19 protein-coding genes and 1 other RNA gene are annotated in these 22,098 nt (G+C 62.4%); 8 read left to right on the top strand and 12 right to left on the bottom strand.

The window, feature by feature from the left end:
* Positions 1-94: 94 nt before the first annotated feature.
* From IPM27_11170 to gyrA, 5 genes are all read right to left on the bottom strand, one after another.
* Complete coding sequence (locus IPM27_11170) at positions 95-865, bottom strand: methyltransferase domain-containing protein (GenBank protein ID MBK9162100.1); 771 nt, start codon at positions 863-865, stop codon at positions 95-97.
* A 22-nt stretch (positions 866-887) separates the two neighbouring features.
* Entirely contained in the window at positions 888-1,952 is a 1,065-nt protein-coding gene (gene pheA, locus IPM27_11165; GenBank protein MBK9162099.1) for a prephenate dehydratase, read from the bottom strand.
* Positions 1,949-3,154, bottom strand: a complete 1,206-nt coding sequence (locus IPM27_11160) for a phosphoglycerate dehydrogenase (GenBank protein ID MBK9162098.1) — start codon at positions 3,152-3,154, stop codon at positions 1,949-1,951. The genes pheA and IPM27_11160 overlap by 4 nt, the downstream gene beginning before the upstream one ends.
* The gene (gene serC / locus IPM27_11155) at positions 3,147-4,229 is read right to left on the bottom strand and encodes a 3-phosphoserine/phosphohydroxythreonine transaminase (protein MBK9162097.1); all 1,083 of its coding nucleotides are present in this window, start codon (positions 4,227-4,229) and stop codon (positions 3,147-3,149) included. The genes IPM27_11160 and serC overlap by 8 nt, the downstream gene beginning before the upstream one ends.
* Before the next feature lie 87 nt (positions 4,230-4,316).
* Positions 4,317-6,863 (bottom strand): DNA gyrase subunit A, encoded by a 2,547-nt coding sequence (gene gyrA / locus IPM27_11150; GenBank protein ID MBK9162096.1) that lies wholly within the window; start codon positions 6,861-6,863, stop codon positions 4,317-4,319.
* Positions 6,864-7,042: 179 nt separating this feature from the next.
* Between gyrA and IPM27_11145 the strand changes: the two genes are divergently transcribed.
* From IPM27_11145 to IPM27_11110, 8 genes are all read left to right on the top strand, one after another.
* A complete protein-coding gene (locus IPM27_11145) occupies positions 7,043-7,675 on the top strand; it encodes an OmpA family protein (protein MBK9162095.1) in 633 nt (210 codons plus the stop codon).
* 1 nt (position 7,676) lies between these two features.
* Positions 7,677-8,426 carry a bifunctional 2-polyprenyl-6-hydroxyphenol methylase/3-demethylubiquinol 3-O-methyltransferase UbiG gene (gene ubiG, locus IPM27_11140; GenBank protein MBK9162094.1) on the top strand — a complete coding sequence of 250 codons (750 nt, stop codon included), beginning with the start codon at positions 7,677-7,679 and terminating at the stop codon, positions 8,424-8,426.
* Between the two features lie 83 nt (positions 8,427-8,509).
* The gene (locus IPM27_11135) at positions 8,510-9,163 is read left to right on the top strand and encodes an HAD-IA family hydrolase (GenBank protein ID MBK9162093.1); all 654 of its coding nucleotides are present in this window, start codon (positions 8,510-8,512) and stop codon (positions 9,161-9,163) included.
* Positions 9,164-9,197: 34 nt separating this feature from the next.
* Positions 9,198-9,567, top strand: a transfer-messenger RNA (tmRNA) gene (ssrA, locus tag IPM27_11130).
* A gap of 311 nt (positions 9,568-9,878) precedes the next feature.
* A complete protein-coding gene (locus IPM27_11125; protein MBK9162092.1) occupies positions 9,879-11,090 on the top strand; it encodes an alpha/beta hydrolase in 1,212 nt (403 codons plus the stop codon).
* Positions 11,087-11,836, top strand: coding sequence for a glycerophosphodiester phosphodiesterase (locus IPM27_11120; protein ID MBK9162091.1), 750 nt, complete (start codon positions 11,087-11,089; stop codon positions 11,834-11,836). Before IPM27_11125 ends, IPM27_11120 begins: the two co-directional genes overlap by 4 nt.
* Complete coding sequence (locus tag IPM27_11115; protein MBK9162090.1) at positions 11,833-13,233, top strand: carbohydrate kinase; 1,401 nt, start codon at positions 11,833-11,835, stop codon at positions 13,231-13,233. Before IPM27_11120 ends, IPM27_11115 begins: the two co-directional genes overlap by 4 nt.
* A gap of 118 nt (positions 13,234-13,351) precedes the next feature.
* A complete protein-coding gene (locus tag IPM27_11110) occupies positions 13,352-14,995 on the top strand; it encodes a hypothetical protein (protein ID MBK9162089.1) in 1,644 nt (547 codons plus the stop codon).
* Positions 14,996-15,060: 65 nt separating this feature from the next.
* On the opposite strand, the gene efp is transcribed toward IPM27_11110, so the two are convergent.
* From efp to IPM27_11075, 7 genes are all read right to left on the bottom strand, one after another.
* Positions 15,061-15,615: an elongation factor P gene (efp, locus tag IPM27_11105; protein MBK9162088.1), complete on the bottom strand. Its 555-nt coding sequence runs from the start codon at positions 15,613-15,615 to the stop codon at positions 15,061-15,063.
* Positions 15,616-15,627: 12 nt separating this feature from the next.
* Positions 15,628-16,929 (bottom strand): elongation factor P maturation arginine rhamnosyltransferase EarP, encoded by a 1,302-nt coding sequence (gene earP, locus IPM27_11100; GenBank protein MBK9162087.1) that lies wholly within the window; start codon positions 16,927-16,929, stop codon positions 15,628-15,630.
* 21 nt (positions 16,930-16,950) lie between these two features.
* Positions 16,951-17,427: a cyclic nucleotide-binding domain-containing protein gene (locus tag IPM27_11095; protein ID MBK9162086.1), complete on the bottom strand. Its 477-nt coding sequence runs from the start codon at positions 17,425-17,427 to the stop codon at positions 16,951-16,953.
* Positions 17,428-17,801: 374 nt separating this feature from the next.
* Entirely contained in the window at positions 17,802-19,001 is a 1,200-nt protein-coding gene (locus tag IPM27_11090; protein ID MBK9162085.1) for an ABC transporter permease, read from the bottom strand.
* 15 nt (positions 19,002-19,016) lie between these two features.
* Positions 19,017-20,225, bottom strand: a complete 1,209-nt coding sequence (locus IPM27_11085) for an ABC transporter permease (protein ID MBK9162084.1) — start codon at positions 20,223-20,225, stop codon at positions 19,017-19,019.
* The gene (locus tag IPM27_11080; GenBank protein MBK9162083.1) at positions 20,222-20,902 is read right to left on the bottom strand and encodes an ABC transporter ATP-binding protein; all 681 of its coding nucleotides are present in this window, start codon (positions 20,900-20,902) and stop codon (positions 20,222-20,224) included. Before IPM27_11080 ends, IPM27_11085 begins: the two co-directional genes overlap by 4 nt.
* Before the next feature lie 13 nt (positions 20,903-20,915).
* Complete coding sequence (locus tag IPM27_11075; protein ID MBK9162082.1) at positions 20,916-22,097, bottom strand: efflux RND transporter periplasmic adaptor subunit; 1,182 nt, start codon at positions 22,095-22,097, stop codon at positions 20,916-20,918.
* Position 22,098 lies beyond the last annotated feature (1 nt).

The raw sequence follows: 22,098 nt of genomic DNA, 5'->3' as shown, positions 1-22,098 counted from the left end.
TAAACCAACAGGAATTTTTAACGAACGCTTCGTTGAGATATCCAATCTCCGGTTTGATTTTCCACTTTCGTGTTTTTCGTGGACAGATTCCTATTTATTCAGGTTTGCGCAGTATCCAGTACGTCTCGCCCGGCCAGCCCGGGAACATCGCACCGAACCAAAGATTGAAGCGCAACCACCACTTGCAGTTTTCCAGGAAAAAACCTTTCTTGCGCATGAAGAACGCGCCGGTCAGGAATTCCACTTCCAGTCCGCTGGCTGCCGCCATGTCGCGCACGCGCTTCGGCGAGAACACGCTGACATGGCCGTATTTGCGCGCACCCGGACGTATCTTTTCCTCGCGGGACTGCGCCATACATTCCGGCGTGGAAGGAAAACCGCCGATCAGCATGCCGCCCGGCTTGAGGTGCGGCACGAGTTTCGCCACCAACTCCTCCGGCTTGAACAAGTGTTCCAGCACATGCAGCAGGATCATCGCGTCATATTGCTTGCCGCCCAGCGCAAATTCCGGGCTTTCCAGATCGACCTGGTAGAAATTGTTGTAGCCGACGCGCTCCAGCGTCTCCTTGCGGATGATCGCATCCACCGCGTCCCAGCTCGCCAGCGGCACCGGGTCGCCGCCCAGTTCGATGGCGGCCTTCAGGAATCCGAGCATCTGCCCGACGTCCACACCGATCTCGCACACGTCCAGCGCCCCCTTGCGTGCCGCCTCTTCGCGCAGGAAGTGGTACATGAACCAGTAGCGCACCATGCGGATCGGATAGTGGATATGCCGCGCATCGACCGGAACGCCGTAATGGTCATTCTGGAATGCCGGATTGTTTTTCAGGAACTCGATGTCCCAACCTAATTGCGGAAATGCCATTGATCAACCCTCGAAAAGCCACCTAAACAGCGGCCGGATACGAACCCAGAACTTTCATGAAAGCCGCAGCCTGCCTGAGTTCGGCAAGTGCGTCGGCCACTTTTGCATCGGCCTGATGGCCTTCGATATCCATGTAGAACACATATTCCCACAGTCCCGAACGCGCCGGGCGCGACTCCAGCCTGGTCATGCTGACGCCATATTTGGCCAGCGGCACCAGCAGATCATGCACGGCGCCCGGGCGGTTGGGGGCGGACAGCACCAGCGAGGTCTTGTCATTGCCGGACGGCGCAACCTGCTGGTTGCCCAGCACCAGGAAACGCGTGGTGTTGCGCGCGTCGTCCTCGATGTTTTCCCGGCATACCTTCAGGCCGGAACGCGTTGCCGCCTGTTTCCCGGCGATCGCCGCACTATGCGGATTCTCGGCGGCCAGTCGCGCCGCTTCGGCATTGCTGGCGGCCGGGATGAGCGCCGCATGCGGCAGATGCACATTCAGCCAGTTCCGGCATTGCGCCAGCGACTGCGGATGGGAATAGACCGTCCTGATCGAACTCAATTCGCATTGCTGCGCCAGCAGGCACTGGTGGATCGGCAGCATCAATTCGCCGCAGACCTGCAACGTGCTTTGCAGCAGCAGATCCAGCGTGAGGCCGATCGCGCCCTCGGTGGAATTCTCCACCGGCACCATGCCGTAATGGACCGTGCCGCTCTCTACCGCACGGAACACATCGTCGATGGTCGCGCACGGCTGCCCCTGCACCGCGTTGCCGAACCGTTTGAGCGTCGCCAGTTCGCTGAACGTACCTTCCGGCCCGAGATAGGCGACCGACAGCGGCGCTTCCAGCGCGCGGCATTGCGACATCACCTCGGTGAACAACTGCGCAACGGCGGCATTGCTCAACGGCCCGCGGTTATTGTCCTGCAGGCGCTGCAATATCTGCGCCTCGCGCTCCGGACGCAGCACCACGCCATCTTCCTTGAGGTGGCCGATCTGCTGCGCCAGCGCGGCACGCCGGTTGACGAGCTGAAGCAACTCGTCATCCAGGCGATCGATCTGTTCGCGGTATTGTTTGAGTTCCTCGCTCATTCTGTTTCAGGCAGCGTCAGGTCGCGCACCATCAGCACGCCGGGAATGGCGGAAACCTGCGCGATCAAGGCGGCGGTCGGTCTTGAGTCGATATCCACCAGCGTGTACGCCATCTCGCCGCGCGACTTGTTCATCATGTTGTGGATGTTCATGCCCGCCCCCGCCAATGTGGTCGAAATCTGTCCCAGCATGTTGGGTACGTTGCTGTTGGCGATCGCCAGCCGGAACGAGGATTCGCGGGGCATCGTCACGTTCGGGAAGTTCACCGTGTTGACCACGTTGCCGTGTTCCAGGTAATCGCGCAACTGTTCCGCCACCATCACCGCGCAATTGTCCTCGGCCTCCTGCGTGGAAGCCCCCAGATGCGGCAAAGCGATGATCCGGTCGTTGCCCAGGGTGTTGTTGCCGGGGAAGTCGCACACGTAGCACCGTACATGTTTGTTCGCCAGGCCGGCCAGCACCGCCGCCTCGTTGACAATGCCGTTGCGCGCGAAATTGAGCAGCACACAGCCCGACTTCATCGCCGCAACGCGCTTCTCGTCGATCAGGTTGCGCGTCGCATCCAGCAAAGGCACGTGCAGCGTAACGTAATCGCTGTGTTTAAGCAGATCCTCGACGCTGTGCGCCTTTTTCACTTGAGAAGGCAGACTCCATGCCGCATCCACGGTGATCTCGGGATCAAAGCCGATCACGTTCATGCCCAGGCCGATCGCCGCGTCGGCCACCAGCCGTCCGATCGCCCCCAGTCCGATGATGCCCAGCGTGCGCCCGCGCAGCTCGGTTCCGGCATAGTGCTTCTTGCCGTCCTCGACCAGCTTGTGCATCGTCGCATCGTCGCCCTCGAGGTTCGCGGTGAAATGCAGCGCCGGAACGATGTTGCGCGAAGCCAGCAGCATACCGGTGATCACCAGTTCCTTGACCGCATTGGCATTGGCACCGGGCGCGTTGAACACCGGAACACCGCGCGCGCTCATCTTCTTCACCGGCACGTTGTTGGTGCCTGCCCCGGCGCGGGCGATCGCCAACACGCTGGCCGGGATATCCATTTCCAGCATGTTATGCGAACGCACCATGATCGCGTCCGGCTCGGTGATGTCGGTGCCGGTCACGTATCTCTCGGCAGGAAAACGTTTCAGCCCGACCGAGGCGATCTTGTTGAGCGTCAGTATCCGGAATGTTTTCGGTGCAGATTTCTTAGCCATGTTTTTTCGCAAATTCGTTCATGAAGTCCACCAGCGCCTGCACACCCTCCAGCGGCATCGCATTGTAGATCGAAGCGCGCATGCCGCCGACGGAACGGTGGCCCTTGAGCTGCAACAGTCCGCGTGCGCCCGCCTGCTTCAGGAAATCTCCGTCCAGTGCCGCATCTTTCAGCGTGAACGGCACGTTCATGCGCGAACGGTCGGCCTGGTTCACCGGGCAGTTGTAGAAACCGTTGCTGGCATCGATGGCCGCATACAGCAGGTTCGCCTTGGCGATGTTGTGCTGTTCCATCACGCCGATTCCGCCGTTCTTCTTCAGCCACTGGAACACCAGACCTGCCATGTAGATTGCGAAGGTCGGCGGCGTGTTGTACATGGACTCGTTGTCGGCATGCGTCTTGTAATCCATCATGGTCGGCAGGCGCGGGTCGGCATGACCCACCAGATCTTCGCGCACGATCACCAGCGTCAGTCCGGCCGGGCCGATATTCTTCTGCGCGCCGGCGTAGATCAGGCCGTATTTCCACACCTCGACCGGACGCGACAGGATGTTGGAAGACATGTCCGCCACCAGCGGCACATCGCCCGTATTCGGCACCCAGTTGAACTCGACGCCACCGATGGTTTCGTTCGGCGTGTAGTGGACATAGGCCGCATCCTTATCCAGCTTCCAGGTCTTGAAATCCGGCACATAGGTACAGTTCTTGTCCTTGTTGTCAGCCACCACGTTCACGTTGCAGAATTTCTTCGCCTCGCCGATGGCCTTCTTCGACCACTCGCCGGTGTTCACATAGTCCGCCGACGCTTTGCCGCGCAACAGGTTGAACGGGATCATCGAGAACTGCAGATGCGCCCCGCCCTGCAGGAACAGCACCTTGTAATTGGCCGGGATCGCCATCAGTTCGCGCAGGTCAGCCTCGGCCTGCGCATGGATACCCATGTATTCCTTGCCGCGGTGCGACATCTCCATCACCGACATGCCGCTGCCGTGCCAGTCGGTCAGTTCCGCCTGCGCCTGCTGCAACACTTCCTTCGGCAACACTGCCGGACCCGCACTGAAGTTGTAGATCGTCATGTTTTTACTCCCAATTATTAAAATATTCTGAACAGGATCGAGCAAAACCCGCTGCTCTGCTTCTCGCTCAATCCTCGATCCTCAATCCTAGCTTTCCTCTTCTTCGGGCTCGGCGATGCGGCTCAGACCCGCCAGTTTCTCGCCCTTCTCGACGTTCATCAGGGTGACCCCCTGCGTGGCGCGCCCCATCTCGCGGATCTCCTTGACGCGAGTGCGGATCAGCACGCCGTTGGTGCCGATCAGCATGATCTCGTCTTCCTTGTCCACCAGCGTCGCGGCGACCACCTTGCCGTTGCGCGCCGAGGTCTGGATCGCGATCATGCCCTGCGTGCCGCGCCCGTGGCGGGTGTATTCGGTGATCGAGGTGCGCTTGCCGTAGCCGTTCTCGGTCGCGGTCAGCACCGACTGCTCCTCGTTGCCGGCAACCAGCAGCGAGATGACCTGCTGCTTGGCAGCCAGTTTCATGCCGCGCACGCCGCGCGTATCGCGACCCATCGCGCGCACATCGTTCTCGTCGAAACGCACCGCCTTGCCGCCGTCGGAGAACAGCATCACGTCATGCGTGCCATCGGTCAGCGCCACGCCGATCAGGAAGTCGCCCTCGTCCAGCGCGATGGCGATGATGCCGGCCTTGCGCGGATTGGCAAACTGCGCCAGCGTGGTCTTCTTCACCGTACCGTTGGTGGTGGCGAAGAACACATACCGGTCCTCGACGAACTCGCTGACCGGCAATATCGCGTTGATCTTCTCGCCGTCTTCCAGCGGCAACAGGTTGACGATGGGTTTGCCGCGCGAGATGCGGCTGCCTTGCGGCACCTCGTATACCTTGAGCCAGTAGCAGCGGCCGCGGTTGGAGAAACACAGGATGTAGTCGTGCGTATTGGCGATGAACAGGTTGTCGACGAAATCGTCTTCCTTGGTCGAGGCTGCCTGCTTGCCGCGCCCGCCGCGCTTCTGCGCGCGGTATTCGTCCAGTTTCTGCGCCTTCATGTACCCGCCGTGCGACAGGGTGACCACCACGTCTTCCGGCGCGATCAGGTCTTCCATGCTCATTTCCTGGGTATGCGTGATGATCTCGCTGCGGCGCTTGTCGCCGAACTGCGCTTTCACCGCGGACAACTCCTCGCCGATGATCAGGGTCACGCGCTCCGGCTTCGCCAGGATGTCCAGCAGGTCGGCGATCCTGTCCATCACTTCGCGGTATTCGCCGACGATCTTGTCCTGCTCCAGTCCGGTCAGGCGCTGCAAACGCAGCTCCAGGATGGCTTGCGCCTGCGCGTCAGACAGGAAATAACCCTTGCCCTTCACCAGGCCGAACTCCGGCAGCAGCCCTTCCGGACGGGAAGCGTCGCTGACGCGCGACAGCATGTCCTCGACCAGCGACGAGCGCCAGTCACGCGCCATCAGCTCACGCTTGGCATCCGCCGGGGTCGGCGCCGCCTTGATCAGTGCGATGATCTCGTCCACGTTGGACAGGGCAACCGCCAAGCCTTCCAGGATGTGACCGCGTTCACGCGCCTTGCGCAGTTCGAAGATGGTGCGGCGCGTCACGACTTCGCGACGATGGCGCAGGAACGCGTCGATCACCTGTTTGAGGTTGAGCAGCTTGGGCTGGCCGTCGACGATGGCGACCATGTTGATGCCGAAGCTGTCCTGCATCTGCGTGTCCTTGTACAACTTGTTCAGGATCACGTCGGCGTTCTCGCCACGCTTCAGCTCGATCACCGCGCGCATACCGGATTTGTCCGATTCGTCGCGGATCTCGGAGATGCCTTCCAGTTTCTTTTCGCGCACCAGTTCGCCGATCTTCATCAGCAGGTTGGCCTTGTTCACCTGGTAGGGCAACTCGTCGATGATGATCGCCTGGCGCTCACCCTTGCCGATATCCTCGAAATGGGTGCGCGCGCGCATCACCACGCGACCGCGACCGGTACGGTAGCCTTCCTTCACGCCGGACAGTCCGTAGATGAAGCCCGCTGTCGGGAAATCGGGCGCCGGCACCAGCTCGATCAATTGCTCGATGTCCATATCCGGATTCTTCAGCAGCGCCAGGCAGGCGCCGATCACCTCGCCCATGTTATGCGGCGGGATGTTGGTCGCCATGCCCACCGCGATACCGGAAGAACCGTTCACCAGCAGGTTGGGGAAGCGCGCCGGGAACACCAGCGGCTCATGTTCGGAACCGTCGTAGTTCGGCCCGAAATCCACCGTTTCCTTGTCCAGGTCGGCGAGCAGCTCATGGGCGATCCTGGCCATGCGGATCTCGGTGTACCGCATCGCCGCCGCGTTGTCGCCGTCCACCGAACCGAAGTTGCCCTGCCCGTCCACCAGCATGTAACGCAGCGAGAAATCCTGCGCCATGCGCACGATGGTGTCATACACGGCGGTATCACCGTGCGGGTGGTACTTACCGATCACGTCGCCGACGATACGTGCCGATTTCTTATAAGCACGATTCCAGTCGTTGGACAGTTCGTGCATCGCATACAGCACGCGGCGATGCACCGGCTTCAGGCCATCGCGCACATCCGGCAAAGCACGTCCGACAATGACGCTCATCGCATAGTCCAGGTAGGACTTGCGCATCTCCTCTTCAAGACTGACTGGCAGGGTTTCTTTTGCGAATTGTTCCATGGTATCCGGGGTGATTGAAAATGCTCAGAAAACAGCGCGCAAGTTTACCACGCCACCCCCTTTCGAGACAAAACTGATTACGGGCCGCCCCCTGCGGTATTTACAACGACAAGGGCTAACCCTTACCATCCGGCCATCGTCGAATGCCCCAGCTCCAACTCTAAACACAAAGGAATGCCATGAACCGTGCATTGCACATCGCCTCGCTAGCCTGCCTGCTGTCCATGGCACACGGTGCGCTCGCCCACCCCACCAGCATAGGCTACCTCTACGATGCGGAAGGCCAGCTTGTACGCAGCGGCTTCGGCAGCTGCATCCGCACCGGGGAATGGGCTCCCGACAACGCTCTTGCGGAATGCGATGCCGCCCCCTCCAAAAAAGAACCGGCGGTCACCACACCGGCAACATCGACAGACACACCGGCCGAATCGCTCGATGTCAGCCTGGGCGCGGACGAGCTGTTCGATTCCGGCAAGGCCGAACTCAAGCCGGCCGCCAAGGCGCGGCTCATCAAACTGGCCAACGACCTGAAATCGATCGCATACGACAGCATACTCATCACCGGGCACGCCGACCGCACCGGCCCGCAGGATTTGAACCGGCGGCTTTCCGAATACCGCGCCAATGCCGTACATAATTTCCTGGTCAGCGAAGGGATCACCACCGAAAAAATGTCCAGCACAGGCAAGGGCAGCAGCCAGCCGGTCACCAAACCGGGCGAGTGCGACAAGCTGAAGAGCGTAAAACTGCAAGCCTGCCTCGCACCGGACCGCCGCGTGGAAATCCGCGTTTCGGGCGCGCGCGCGAAATAAAATGGGCGCTCCACACGATCAGCCGGTCGAACCGGCGACCGCCACCGGCACAACGACGCTGAATGCCGACCCTGTCGAACTGGAAAAGTTCTCCCTGCTGGCGCACAAGTGGTGGGACCCCAACAGTGAATTCCGGCCGCTGCACGACATCAATCCGTTGCGCCTGGACTACATCGACCGCCATGCGGGCCTGGCCGGGAAGACCGTGCTGGACGTCGGTTGCGGCGGCGGCATCCTGTCGGAAGGCATGGCGGGAATGGGCGCCAGCGTCACCGGCATCGACCTTGCCGAAAAATCCCTGAAAGTCGCCAAACTGCACTTGCTGGAAAGCGGCAAACAGGTCGATTACCGCAAGATCGCCGTGGAAGACCTGGCTGCCGAACAGCCGGGACACTATGACATCGTCGCCTGCATGGAGATGCTCGAACACGTGCCCGACCCGCGCAGCGTGATCTCGGCCTGCGCCAAACTGGTCAAGCCCGGCGGATGGGTGTTCCTGTCCACGCTCAACCGCAACCCGAAGTCCTACCTGTTTGCCGTGATCGGCGCGGAATACCTGCTGAACCTGCTGCCGCGCGGCACGCACGATTACGCCAAGTTCCTCAAGCCGTCCGAACTGGCACAAGCCTGCCGCAATGCCGGACTGAACCTGGAAAACATCACCGGCATGAGCTACGACCCGTTCAGCAAGACCTATTCGCTGGGACGCGATACCGACATCAATTACATGATCGCCTGCCGGCATGACTAACCCCCTCCCCCGCGCTGTCGCGCTCCCCTCTCCCGCTTGCGGGAGAGGGGTTAGGGGAGAGGGCGGTGTTAAGAGCGTGCTTCGTGATTAAAGCAGTCCTGTTCGACCTCGACGGCACCTTCGCCGACACCGCTCCCGACCTTGCGGCCGCGCTGAACCATACCCGCGCCGTGCGCGGCCTGTCCCCCCTGCCGCTGGAAATACTGCGTCCGCAAGCTTCGCACGGCTCGCGCGGCCTGCTCAAGGTCGGCTTCGGCATCGACCCGGACGCGCCGGATTACGACACCTTGCGCGAAATCTTCCTCGACCATTACGCCAGCCACATCTGTGTGCATACCCGGTTGTTCGACGGCATCGCGCAACTGGTTGCCGAACTGGAGCGGCGCAACATCCGCTGGGGCATCGTCACCAATAAACCGCACCGCTACACCATACCGCTGATGCAGGCGCTGGGCATGTCCGACCGCGCCGCCTGTCTGGTCAGCGGCGACACCTGTGCCCACGCCAAACCGCATCCCGAACCGATGCTCAAGGCCTGCGAACTCACTGGCGTCGCGCCCGCGCAATGCCTGTATCTCGGAGACGACCTGCGCGATATGCAGGCCGCCAATGCATCCGGCATGCGCGGCATCATCGCCAGCTACGGTTATGTCGGTGCCGATGCCTCGGTCGAAAACTGGCAGGCACACGACTGCGTGGACGACCCGATGGAACTCATCGCCCATCTCACCCTCTGAGACTCTGCTACAATCCGCACCGTATCAACACAACGGGGACGACTTGGCTTCGACGTGGGTTGCAAAGCAGCGCAGGGCATACCGAGGACCCGCCACCTCGTAAATCAGCTGGAAAAAACTAGTCGCAAACGACGAAAACTACGCTTTAGCTGCTTAAGTCAGCTAGACCTCACACCACGCTGTCTGTGGAGTGGCTCAAGGCCGCAAGGCTGAGATGAGTGAGGTAAATTACACAGAATCGTGCCGGTCAGGGTCACTTTGACCGGAGCTAGAAACAAGGTGACTCGTCCCGTACCAGCCCGCCGGTTGGCGTGTGCGGGATCAAATCAAACAGCCAGGCTAAGTATGTAGAACTGTCTGTGGAGGGCTTGCGGACGCGGGTTCAATTCCCGCCGTCTCCACCAACAAAAGAAAAAGGGCTGCCCGAATGGGTGGCCCTTTTCTTTTGTTGATGCATGATTTGCATGGAGCCAAATCCGCGTCCGGGACGGCGCGTGGGGTGGGCAGGGAATTCGAGCCGCACTGCTGCGAGCCTACGAACGCCAAAGCCCATGCGGGGGCTTTGGCATATGGGCTCACCTGCTTGCTGTTTGTAGCCCGGAACGGCATTCTCCTTCAGGCGAATGCGCGGCCTGCAAGGCCAATTCCCGCCGACCCATCATCAAACGCGACAATCTGCGTCATAATCCAGCCGGTTTTCCACACGGGAATGGCAATGCAGCATTTGCGCAGCATCTCTGGCTCGGCAGTTCCTCCGCTACAAGCGCGGCACCGGCCTTCCGGATTGAACGCCGGGTTCGATGACATTGCACCGACGTTCGCGGACTATGTCGCTGCCACCCGCGACATGCTGACGAAGGCACGCGCCGCATCGGGCGCAGCCATTCTCGACAGCGTCGTTGGCGGCAACGCCCCGTTCGAGCTGGAACCGTCGGCCGATTTTGCGCCGGGGCACGGCAAGCCTTTCCGCCGTGGCGTACTGCTCACCCACGGCCTGACCGATTCACCCTATTCCATGAGGCATCTGGCGGCATTCTTCCGGCAGAACGGTTTTCGCGTGATGGCGATATTGTTGCCGGGGCATGGCACGCAGCCGGGCGACCTGCTCGAGGCGCGCCGGCAGGACTGGGCCAGGGCGGTCGCGTATGGCGCCGACCGGCTGGCGGAGGAAGTCGACGAGATGTATCTGGCGGGACTGTCGGCAGGCGCAACGCTGAGTATCCTGCACAGCCTGCACGACGAACGGGTGCGCGGCCTGCTGCTGTTCTCGCCCGCATTGCGGATATCGTCTCGCGCCAGGTTCGCCAACTGGCACAAGCTGTACAGTTGGCTGATCCCTTCGGCGAAATGGCTGGAGATCAGGCCCGATCTCGATATCTACAAGTACGAATCCTTCCCGAAGAATGCGGCGGCGCAGATGCATGCGCTGATCCGCGAACTCGACACATGCTTGCAGGGACGCGGCGTGGATATTCCGGTGTTCGCCGCCGCCAGCGCGGACGACGTGACCGTGGACATCTCGGCCACGCTGGCCTTTATGGCGCATGCCGCCCACGCAGCCAACAAACTGGTGCTCTACACCACCACACCGGGGAAATTGCCGCCCGGCATTCCCGCCGCAAGGCTGGAGAGGGTGGACAGTGTGATACCCGCACAGCGGATAGTGAGTTCGGCGCACACGGCCATCGTGATCGCGCCGGAAGACAACCACTACGGGGCGTCCGGAGAATATTCGAATTGCCTGCACTACTACCCTGACGAGATGGAAAAATACAGGGCGTGCCGCGAACATCCCGGACAGTGCCAACAAGGCGAAGTGACGGAAGAGAACCTTGCCGCCGGAATGATGCGCCGCCTGATGTACAACCCGCACTTCGCCGCGCTGGAAGCCTCGATGCGGCGCTTCATCGAAAGCCTGCCCCGATGAGAACCCGGCGAACCTTGATCTTCGCCCATCGCGGCGCCAACCGCGAGGCGGCGGAAAACACCCGCACGGCCTTCGACAAGGCGCTGGAATATACGATCGACGGTATCGAGACTGACGTGCAGTTGAGCCGCGACGGAACAGCCGTACTGTGGCACGACCGCTTCCTCGGCAAGCTCGGCTTGCCGGACAGGCGCATAGACGATTTCGATCTCGCGCAATTGCAGCAGATGGATTTCGCCGCGCATTTCTCCCCTCAAGCCGCAGCGGAAGGCATCATGGGCCTGCAGGCATTTCTGGATGCCTACCGCACGCGCTGCCGCCTGCTGATCGAGATCAAGAACCGCGACTGGGAGCCCCGTGCCCGCCACGAGATCAAGGTACGCAAGACGCTGGAGATGATCGGAACCGCGCAGGACGATACCGTCATCGTTTCTTCATTCGACCTCGCCAGCCTGGTCTATGCCCACCAGCTCACACCGGGGTTCCCGCTGATCTACAACCTCGAGCCGGAGCAGACGCTTGCGGACGCGCGCCGGGCACTGGCCGCACACCCCTTCCTGCGCGGGCTGTGCCTGCCGATAACCTCGCTCGATGAGGCGACGGTCGAATTGTTGCGCGGACACGACAAATGCATCGCGGTCTACACCTGCAACAGCGATGAAGAGATCGCCAGGGCGCTGGGTCACGGCGTGGACATCCTGATCAGCGACGTGCCGCAACAGGCGCTGGCGATGAGGAACGGATGACACGCGCCGCCTCGTTCTGCGCCATCGCGCTCGACCTTGGCACCACCTCGATCAAGGCCGGGCTGCTGGACCGTCACGGCAAGTTGCACAACATCGCGGAACACCCCGCGTCGGCCATCACCATCGACGGCGGGCGCTGCGAGAGCGATGCGCTGGCGTATGCAGCGACAGCCGGGCTGGCGCTTGACGAGTGCCGCGCACAAGCGGGTGGCTGCGTCCCGTTGGGCCTGTGCAGCCAGCGCTCGTCGTTCCTGATCTGGGAACAGGCCGGCGGCCAACCGCTCACCCCGCTGATCTCGTGGCAGGACGACCGGGGCGCGGCAAGTTGCGCCGCATTGCGCGCGCATGAAGAGACGATCCGCGATCTCGGCGGCCTGCCGCTCACCCCCTATTATTTCGCCCCCAAGCTGCGCAAAGTGTTGCAGGACAACCCGGCATGGCTGGCGCGCCTTGAACGCGGCGAACTGCTTGCCGGTACGCTGGACACTTTCCTGATCTGGCGCTGGACTGGCGGCAGGCATTTTGTGACCGACGAATCCATGGCCGCGCGCACTTTGCTGATGGATATCCGCCGGCAGCAATGGTCGCCCGCACTCTGCGACCTGTTCGGCATTCCCGCCGGCATCCTGCCGCGCATCGCGCCCTCCGCCGGGATGGATCTGGAGTTCGACAATGGCCTGAGGTTGCGAGCCAGCCTGGCGGACCAGTCCGCCGCGCTGGTCGCCTCCATTGCCGCCGACGGCAGCGAAGCGCTGGTCAACCTCGGCAGCGGCGGGTTCGTCGCACGTTTCCTGCGTGCGGGCGGCACAGTGCCCGATGGCTACCTGCAAACGCTGGCGTACCGGGACGGCGCCGGGGAAACGCATTTCGCCAGCGAAGGCACGCTCAACTCCATCGCCGTCGCGCTCGCCCCCTACCCGTTCGGCGAATGCCGCTCCGGGGAGCTGGCAACAGACGGGATATTCTGCCTGGCCGAACCCGGCGGACTGGGCGCGCCGTATTTCAGGGGTGACCTGAGAGTGACGTTCTCCGGCCCGGTCGAACACCTGCCGCAACGCCGTATCGCCGCGCTGCTGATGGAAGCGATCATCTTCCGCGTGACGCGGATGCTGGAAGACTTTCACCGCGATTCCGCCATCGGACGCGCCTGTCTTTCTGGCGGGCTGTCCGGATCGGACTGTCTGCAGCAAGGCATCGCCCGATGTGCCCCGTGCGCCGTGTACCGCCTTGACCAGAACCAGTCCAGCCTGCTGGGAGCGGCGCTGCTCGCGGCGGGGATGGCGCCTGCAGGGCACGGCAAAGGCGACAGGATAGCGGTCCCGGACGACACGGGCGCACTGCCGGAAAAATACCGCCGCTGGAAAGTGTGGCTGGACGGATTGCTGGCTTCCCGGTAGCGCGCCTTCCCTGCCGCCCACCGGCGCTTCAGTCTCTGCTTTTCCGGCACGGGACGTTCCGTTATGATGACCGCACAAGACGCGCCCGCCCGTCAGCATCCAGAGCAGGAGACCCACCATGTTTTCCCTGAACGATATCTTTGGCGAAAAACCGGATCACCCGATGTACGACATGAAGGAGGCGCGCAAACTGCTCGCCGACCTGCCGAAGGACGATGCGTTCAAGGCGCTGGACGAACTCGCGTCCTGGCTGTCGTCGGTCAAGGATGCGCAGGGCTACACCCCCATGCTGCGCACCGAGATCATCATGCTGCTGGACGAGACCGGCCAGCCGCTGCATGCCGAACTGCTGCGCCTGTATCTCGGTGAACCGCATCTGCAGGATTTCAAGGGCAAGCACTTGTGGGATGGTCTGCACGGTTTCTCCAAAGTGCTGGCCGAAGCCTATGAAGCCTGCGTGCAGCAATATCGCAGCGCGGAAAAGACACCCTGGGACCTCAAGGAGATCATGCCGGTCATCTGCGTCCGCCTGCTGCGCGCCACTGCCGAACAGATGAAACTGGAGATGATGCATTACATCGCTATCGAGCAATCGGTCTGGAGCCGAATGTTCGAATGCTACCGCTTCGCCGCGGACAGCCAGTTCGACAACATGGTCTACCCCTATCCCAGACATGTCATCCATACCAGCCCGCAGCGCGAATTGCTGCGCGCGCTGATGCTCGACGTCTCCTCTCCCGGCACGCTGGCGCCGGACCAGATCGAGGTGACTTTCCGCATCGCCGGCCGCATGGTCAGTTTCTTCGACCTCAAGGAATCGCCCGATCCCGACTGCCCCTACTGCATCGACCTGTCCAGGCCGTCGGCGCCGATGCGCGCGGGCAGCGATCTCACGGTCACGCCGACCACGCGCTACTTCGGGGCGGTCAGGGCCATCCCCAAGATCGCGGGCATCATCGAACAGAACGAGCACGGGATGATCCAGCGTGAGCAGCGCTTCGGCAGCGAGTTCACCCCGTCGGGCAAACTGACCGTACTCAAGCATCTGCAAACATACTGGAGCGAAGACCCTCCGCAGCGACACCATGAACGCAGGCAGATCGACACCGTTGTCGATGTGGTCCACAGCTTCAGGACGATCAGCCAGTTGGTGACGCGCCTCGACCTGGACACGATGACGAACCTGTCCGAGAAAGATGCCGCCGGCCTGAAGAAACGCTCCGGCATCGGCCTCGCTTCGATCAAGGAGGATCTCGATTACGACATGGAAGAATGGCACATCCTGGATGCAAGCCTGGACGGCATGGGCGGGACGATCCCGAGGGACGGCGGCGCGTGGGTCAAGATCGGCGACCTGTGCGGGCTCAAGCCGAAGAACACACCGTTATGGTGGGTCGGCCTGATCCGGCGCCTGCAAACCGACCTGCAGGGTACGGTGCATGCAGGCATCGAGATCATCGCCAAGAAACCCCTGTCGGTATGGTTGCGTACCCTCGGCAAGGAAAGCGAGAAAGTCTCCAACTGGGAGAGCAGCTCCGGCTCGTTCGATTACGATTACCTGCCGGCCATCCTGTTGCCCGACGCGAACAATTCCTATGCGCATGCCACGATGCTGATCGAATCCGGCGTCTTCGTTCAGGACACCATCTACGAAATGATGCTGGGAGAAAAGAGCCGCAACATCAAGCTCACCGAACTGATGGAAGAAGGGGAAGACTTCGAGCGTGCCGGCTTCCAGTGGCTCCCGTCCGCCCAGAAATGAACCGGGGCACACGCAAACAAAAAGGCCAGCCTCGCGGCTGGCCTTTTGCCTGTTACTGCGGGCGATCAGGCGCGCTTCTTGAACTCGTTGGTGCGCGTATCGATCTCGATCCTGTCGCCGATCTCGATGAACGCCGCGACCGGCAGTTCGAAACCGGTGTTGATCTTGGCCGGTTTCATCACCTTGCCGGAAGTGTCGCCGCGCACTGCCGGCTCGGTGTAGATCACTTCGCGCACGATGGTGTTCGGCAATTCCACGGAGATCGCCTTCTCGTTATAGAACACCACTTCGCACGGCATGCCGTCCTCGATGTAGTTGATCGCGTCGCCCATGCTCTCGGCTTCGATCTCGTACTGGTTGTACTCTTCGTCCATGAACACGTACATCGGGTCGGCAAAGTAGGAGTAAGTGCATTCCTTGCGATCCAGGATGATGTTGTCGAACTTGTCGTCCGCGCTATAGACGGCTTCCTTTGCCTGCTCGTTGAGCAGGTTCTTCATCTTCATCTTGACCACCGAGCCGCTACGGCCGGAACGGCTGTATTCAGCCTTCAGCACGACCATCGGGTCGCTGCCGATCATCACGACATTGCCGGCGCGAAGTTCTTGTGCGGTTTTCATGTTTGCTGCCCCTCAATTTTCGAAGGCGCGCATTCTACCGATTTTCCGCGAAAAATCCAGCAGATTCAAAGCCTGATCGTTCCATGCCAGTTCCCGCGCCCAGGCCTGGGCGCGGCGCCCCAGCTCGCCCCGTGCCGCCACGAAAGCGGGCCATGCCTGCCATGCCTTGCCCTCATCGTTCCATTCCTTCCACAATCCCTGCATCGCGCGGCTCGACTCCGCGCCAAGCGAAGCGCCATAAAGCCCCAGGAAAGCCTGCAATTTGTCCCAGTGCACCGCATCGTGCTGCGGGTAGATCTGCCAGATGAACGGCTTGCCCGCCCATTGCGCCCGCACGCATGAATCCTCGCCGCGCACGAAATTGACATCGCATGCCCACAGCAATTCGTCGTAGCGATCCTGTTCGACGAACGGCAACACGCGTACTGTCAGATTGCCGCGCGAATAGTTGCCCCTCTCCCCCGGCCCCTCTCCCGCAAGCGGGCGAGGGGAATCTATAGACGCGACTTCTCCGAAGTATTGCCTGACCTGCGGCAGGATGCGGCCTTCCGGCACCAGGCACAGCACCGGGTCCCCGCCCTGGGCCCAGACATCGAGCAGGCCGCCGACTGCCGCATTCTCGTACGCGAACAGCGACACCTTGAGCGTTCCCGAGCGCGGCATCTCCATGCCCATGCCCTGCCAGAACGTACGTTGCAGGCCGGCATCGTTCTGGAATTTGTCGCGGCGCACCATCAGGTCGCGCTCCAGCAGCAGGCCGCCGGTTTTCCGGGTAAATCCGGGGAAAAAGAAATGTCTGGTCAACGGCAGGTTGGGGTGCGGCGAAGGCAGCTGATGGCAGTCCTCGACCCAGCTTTCCGCGCTCAGGTATTCGAGATTCAGCCAGACCGGCTTGTGGCGTTGCGCCGCCATTGCCGCGACATAGCGTTCCGGCAATTTGCAGGCGAACGCCTCGATGACCAACTCGGCGGGTATCACATCTGGAAGTTTCTCATCTCCCTTGACTCCCTCTCCCCCATCCCCTCTCCCGCAAGCGGGAGAGGGTGGCCGACAGGCCGGGAGAGGGGGGAATGCGTCAGCAATCCAGCGCCGCACTTCCACGCCGCGGCAATGCTGCGCCTCCCGCGTCACATCGGCTTCCGGGCACAGCATGGCAAAGCTGTGCAGGTCGTCCACCCACAACCGCACCCGCAAGCCGTGTTCTTTTGCCAATATTCGCGCCAGCCGCCAGCTCACGCCGATGTCACCGTAGTTGTCCACGACATTGCAGAATATGTCGCAGCTTGCCGGCCTGGAAAATTTATCTATCTTCATATTGGCACGATCACGCCCGTCTCATCGGCGGCTATGGGTACTGTAAACATAATCCCTGAGATCGGCGACCTGCCTGTTCATGCGCCACAGGACGCCCTGGAAACTGCGTCTCATTCCCCGCGCCACGCGACTCATCATCAGCGGATACGACTCGGCCATGACGTCGAACCGGCTCTTGTTCATGCTCAGGATGACCGCGTCCCCGGACGCATAGAATCTCGCATCGGCATCGCTGACGGAAAAACCGCCCAGATCCGTCATGTCGCCCGGGACCAGCGTGCAGACCGTAGCTTCGCCCACCCCGCACGGGACCTTCACCTTGATGTTGCCGTCCGCCAGGATGGACAGGTTGTCGCACTCCCCGTCTTGCGGCGCCCCGATCGCCTCGCCGGATTTATACGCCCTGGCCTCGAACATGCCCGCGATGCGCTTGAGTTCCGCATCGTTCAATCCGCCGGTAACGGCGGAGGCCTGCAAAGTATCGATCACTGTAGTCATTCTATCCTCCGTGAAAACGCCCGCTTCAGGCATAGCTTTGTATGGAAGTCACAACAGGGAGCACGACGACGAAAGATGCAACGCCGACCACTGCCCAGCGTACCAGTCGGGCGATCATTTCAGTTGCTTTCGTACAGGTCTTTTTCATTTTTTCCTCACTCGTCAAAATTATCGCTACCAGACACTCGTCACGGCGAACAAAGTGTTGCGCCATCACGATTGCTGCGCACTTTGCCAGAACGGCGCGGCGATTCAAAACCAGACTGACGGGCGGAAAACGAAAAAACCGGGCGGCCGGCCACGACCGACGAGCGGAGGAAAAACGGGAATGAACGCAACGGGGATTTTTACCGGAATTCGGCCGTCAGCGGCGCTTATTCGGTATGCAATGCCTCCACCGGGTCGAGCCGGGCGGCGCGCCGCGCCGGCATCACGCCGGCCAGCAGGCCGATGGTGACCGCGCTCAATTCGGCCAGCGCGGCGAACAGCCAGGGCGTATGCACCGGCAACGCCGGGAACAGCCAGTGCAGAACCTGGGCGATGCCGACCCCGAGCGCCAGCCCGGCCAGACCACCCAGCGCGGATAGCAGGATCGCCTCGCCGAGGAACAGCGTCAGCACCTGCCGTTCCCTTGCCCCCAGCGCGCGCAACAGGCCGATCTCGGTGGTGCGCTCGGTGACCGCCATGGTCATGATGGTCAGGATGCCGACCCCGCCCACCAGCAGCGAGATGCCGCCCAGCGCACCCACCGCGAAAGTGATCACATCCAGCACCGAACCCAACACCTCGAGCGCCTGTTCCTGCGAGATCAGCGTGAAATCCTCGCGCCCGTGCCGCTCGATCAGGCGCTCGGTGATCAGCCGCGTGACCGTGGCAAGATCGGCGCTCGGGCGATAACGCACGTTGATCTCCATCAACCCCGGACGGTTGAACAACTCCATCGCGCGCGCGACCGGGATGAACACGGCGTCGTCCATGTCCAGCCCGAGTATCTGCCCCTTGGGCTCCATCACGCCGATGACGCGGTAGCGCTGTCCGCCGATGCGCAGATAACTGCCGAGCGGATTCTGTCCGCCGAACAGCTCCTGGTTGACCCTGGACCCCAGCACCACCTGAGCGCGCGCCTGCTCGTTGTCCTCGTCCGTCCAGAAACCGCCGCTCTGCACCTTCATGCTGAAAGTCGTGGCGAAGTCGCGCCCCTCGCCGAACACGGTCGCACGGCGCGTCTTGCCGTTGGCGCGCAGGTCGGAATTGCCCATCAGGCCGGGATTGACGCTCTCGACATAAGGCAGGCGGCGCAATGCGTCCGCATCGTCCAGCGACAGCGGCCGGACCGAACCCAGGATGCCCACATTACCGCCCTGCATCTGGGTCTTGCCCGGCTGGATCGAAGTGATGTTGGTACCGAACTGCGAGAACTCCGCCAGCACGAACTGGTGCAACCCTTCGCCGATGGAGGTGAGCAGGATCACCGCCGTGATGCCGACCGCGATGCCCAGCCCGGTCAGGAAGCTGCGCATCCGGTAGGACAGGAAGCTGGAGGTGGTCAGGCGGATCAGGTCGGGAAGTAACATCTCAGGAACACCGGTTCATGACCTGGCCAATGCCAGCACCGGATCGAGCTGGGCTGCACGCCGCGCCGGCCACACGCTGAACAGCACCCCGGTGCCGAGCGACGTGGCGATCGCCGCCAGTACCGCCCACCAGGGTGCAGCCACCGGCAGCGACGGATAGAGATGCGCGATCACCATGATCCCCGCCTGCCCGAGCACCAGACCCACCGCGCTGCCGATGCCGGACAGCAGGATCGCCTCGGCCAGGAACAGGTTGCGTATCTGCCCGGCGGGCGCGCCCAGCGCCTTGAGCAGACCGATCTCCCTGACGCGCTGCGACACGGCGATCAGCATCACGTTCATGATCAGGATGCCGGCCACCGCAAGACTGATCGCGGCGATGCCGCCCACCGCCAGCGTCAGCGCGCGCAGGATACGGTCGAAGGTGGCCAGCACCGCGTCCTGCGTGATCACCGTCACATCCTTCTCGCCGTTGTGCCGCTGGAACATGATCTGCTCCACATCATGCTTGGCCTGCTCGATGGTGTCGCGGCTCTTCGCCTCGACCAGGATGCGGAACAGGCCCGAGGTATTGAACAACTGATGCGCCGACGCCACTGGAACGATCACCAGTTCATCGGTGCGCATCCCCATCGATTCGCCCTGCGCGGCCAGCACGCCGATGACGCGGAAGCGGCGGTCACCGAGACGCACCCACTGGCCGATGGGCTGTTCATTGCCGAACAGCTCGCGCCGGAGCTGGTTGCCCAGCACGCATACCGATGCGCTCTCGCGGATATCGCCCGGCGGCAGGAACTCCCCCATCCCCATGCTCATGTGGCGCACCTCGAGCAGGTTATGCGTCGAACCCAATATGATCGCCTCGCGGTTCAGCGCATCGCGTGAAAGGGTGGCCGTACCGACGGTCAGCGGCGCGATACGTTTGACGGAACGGCTGCGCAACACCGCCTCGGCATCGTCTAGCGAGATCTCGCGCGGGATCTGCCCCAGCAGCATGCCCGGGCCGACGCCGGCCGTCTCGGTGCGCCCCGGCAGGACGATCACCAGATTGGTACCCAGCGAAGAGAACTGGTCGACCACATAGCGGCGCGCACCCTCGCCCAGCCCGGTCAGCACCATGACGGCCGCCACGCCGATGGACATCGCCAGGATCATCAGCAGGGTACGTGCGCGACTGCCGCGCAGACTGCCGGAAGCGAGCTGCGCGACGTCGATCATCCTCATGTGCTGCGCCCGGTCTCGCTGACGATCTGCCCGTCCACCATGTGCAACTGCCGGTGGGCGCGGCTGCCGATCACCGGGTCGTGCGTCACCATGATCAGCGCGACCTGCTGTTCGAGCAGCGCTTCCAGCAGGTTGATCACTTCCTTGCCGGTGGCCTGGTCAAGATTGCCGGTCGGCTCGTCGGCCAGCAGCACGGCGGGATGCATGCTGGTGGCGCGGGCGATGGCGACGCGCTGGCGCTGTCCGCCGGAAAGCTGGTCGGGACGATGGTCGGCACGGTCCGTCAGGCCGTAATTCTCCAGCAACTGCGTAACGCGCGCCTTGCGCTCGTCCGGGGAGATGCCGGACAGGATCATCGGCAGTTCGATGTTCATCGCCGCCGTCAGGCGCGGGACCAGATGGAACGCCTGAAACACGAAACCGATCTTTTCGCTGCGCACCCTGGCCTGCTGTTCGTCGTTGAGCGCGCTGACGTTGCCGCCGTCCAGCCGGTAGACGCCCGAACTCGGACGGTCCAGCAGCCCGATCAGGTTGAGCAATGTCGATTTGCCGGAGCCGGACGGCCCCATGATGGAGACATAGTCACCCGCCGCGATGTGCAGGTCGATGCCGCGCAACGCGGCGACCTGCTGGTCGCCGACCGTGAAACTGCGGCTGACTTTCTCGAACTGGATCATCGGCCGCACCGGATCATTGGGCAGGCTTATCCGGTTCCGGTTGCACACGCGCACCGGCCTTCACCCCGGCCCGGTCGAGCGACAGCACGACCCTTTCGCCCTCGTTCAATCCGGACGTGACCTCGGTCTGCTCCCAGTTGGCCAGACCGGTCTTCACCACCCGCTCCTCCAGACTGTCGTCCGATGGCTGGTAAACCAGTACGCGTTTTCCTTCCAGCAGGGTCTGCGTGGGGATGCGCAACACTTTCGGGTGAATCGTATGAACGATCTCGACATCCGCGCTGTAACCGACCAGCAGATTCTCCGCGGTAGGCGGCTCGACGAATTCCACTTCGACTTCCACGGTGCGCGCCTGCTTCTCCATCTCCAGCACATAGGGCGCGACGCGCTTGACCTTGCCCGCGAAAGCCTTCCCCTTGACCGCATCCAGCGTGATGCGCGCCTCCTGACCGACCTTGATGTTGGCCGCATCCACCTCGTCTATCGGCGCGCTGACGAACATACAGCGGTCGTCGATCAGGTCGATCGCGGGCGGCGTCGGGATGCCGGGGGGCGAAGGCGTGGCGTACTCGCCGAGCTCGCCGCTGATATCGGCAATGATGCCGTCGAACGGCGCGCGCAGCACCATGCGCGCCAGTCCGGCACGCGCCACCGCGATGCGCGAGCGCGCCTGCCCGATCTGGCTGTGCGCCGCGTCGCAACCGGCGCGCGCCACCTTGGCGGCGGCCGACTTCTGGTCCAGCCCCTCGGCGGAGATGAAGCCGCGTGCCTGTAACTGGCGCGCGCGCGCGATCTCCTTGTCAGCCAGGTCCGCCTGCACGCAAGCCTGTTTTGCCTGGGTCTGCGCCACGTCGAGCTGCTCCTGCGCAAGCCGCGCCTGCGCCTGCAAATCATCGTTCCACAGTTCCAGCAATACCTGGTTGGCTGCGACGCGCTCGCCCTTCTTCACCAGCAGGTTCGCGATCTGTCCGCCTGCCGGCGGCGCAAGCTTGGCGCGGCGGCATGCCTTGACCGTGCCGGCGCGGGTGTTGCTCACCGTCGCCTCCACCGTGCCGCGCTCGACCTTCGCCAGTTGCACGCGAACCGGGTCTGGGCGCATCAAATACCACGCCGCAACAACCAGCAGGATCACCGCAATGAAATAAGGAAGGTATCTTGAAAGGGGGGGGCGTGCGGGGGCGTGAGAAATGGCCATG

Source organism: Nitrosomonadales bacterium (genome assembly GCA_016716325.1).
In the GTDB taxonomy this organism is placed as follows: domain Bacteria; phylum Pseudomonadota; class Gammaproteobacteria; order Burkholderiales; family Gallionellaceae; genus Gallionella.
Note: the sequence above shows the minus strand (reverse complement) of the source record. Positions and strands in the feature narration are given on the sequence as shown.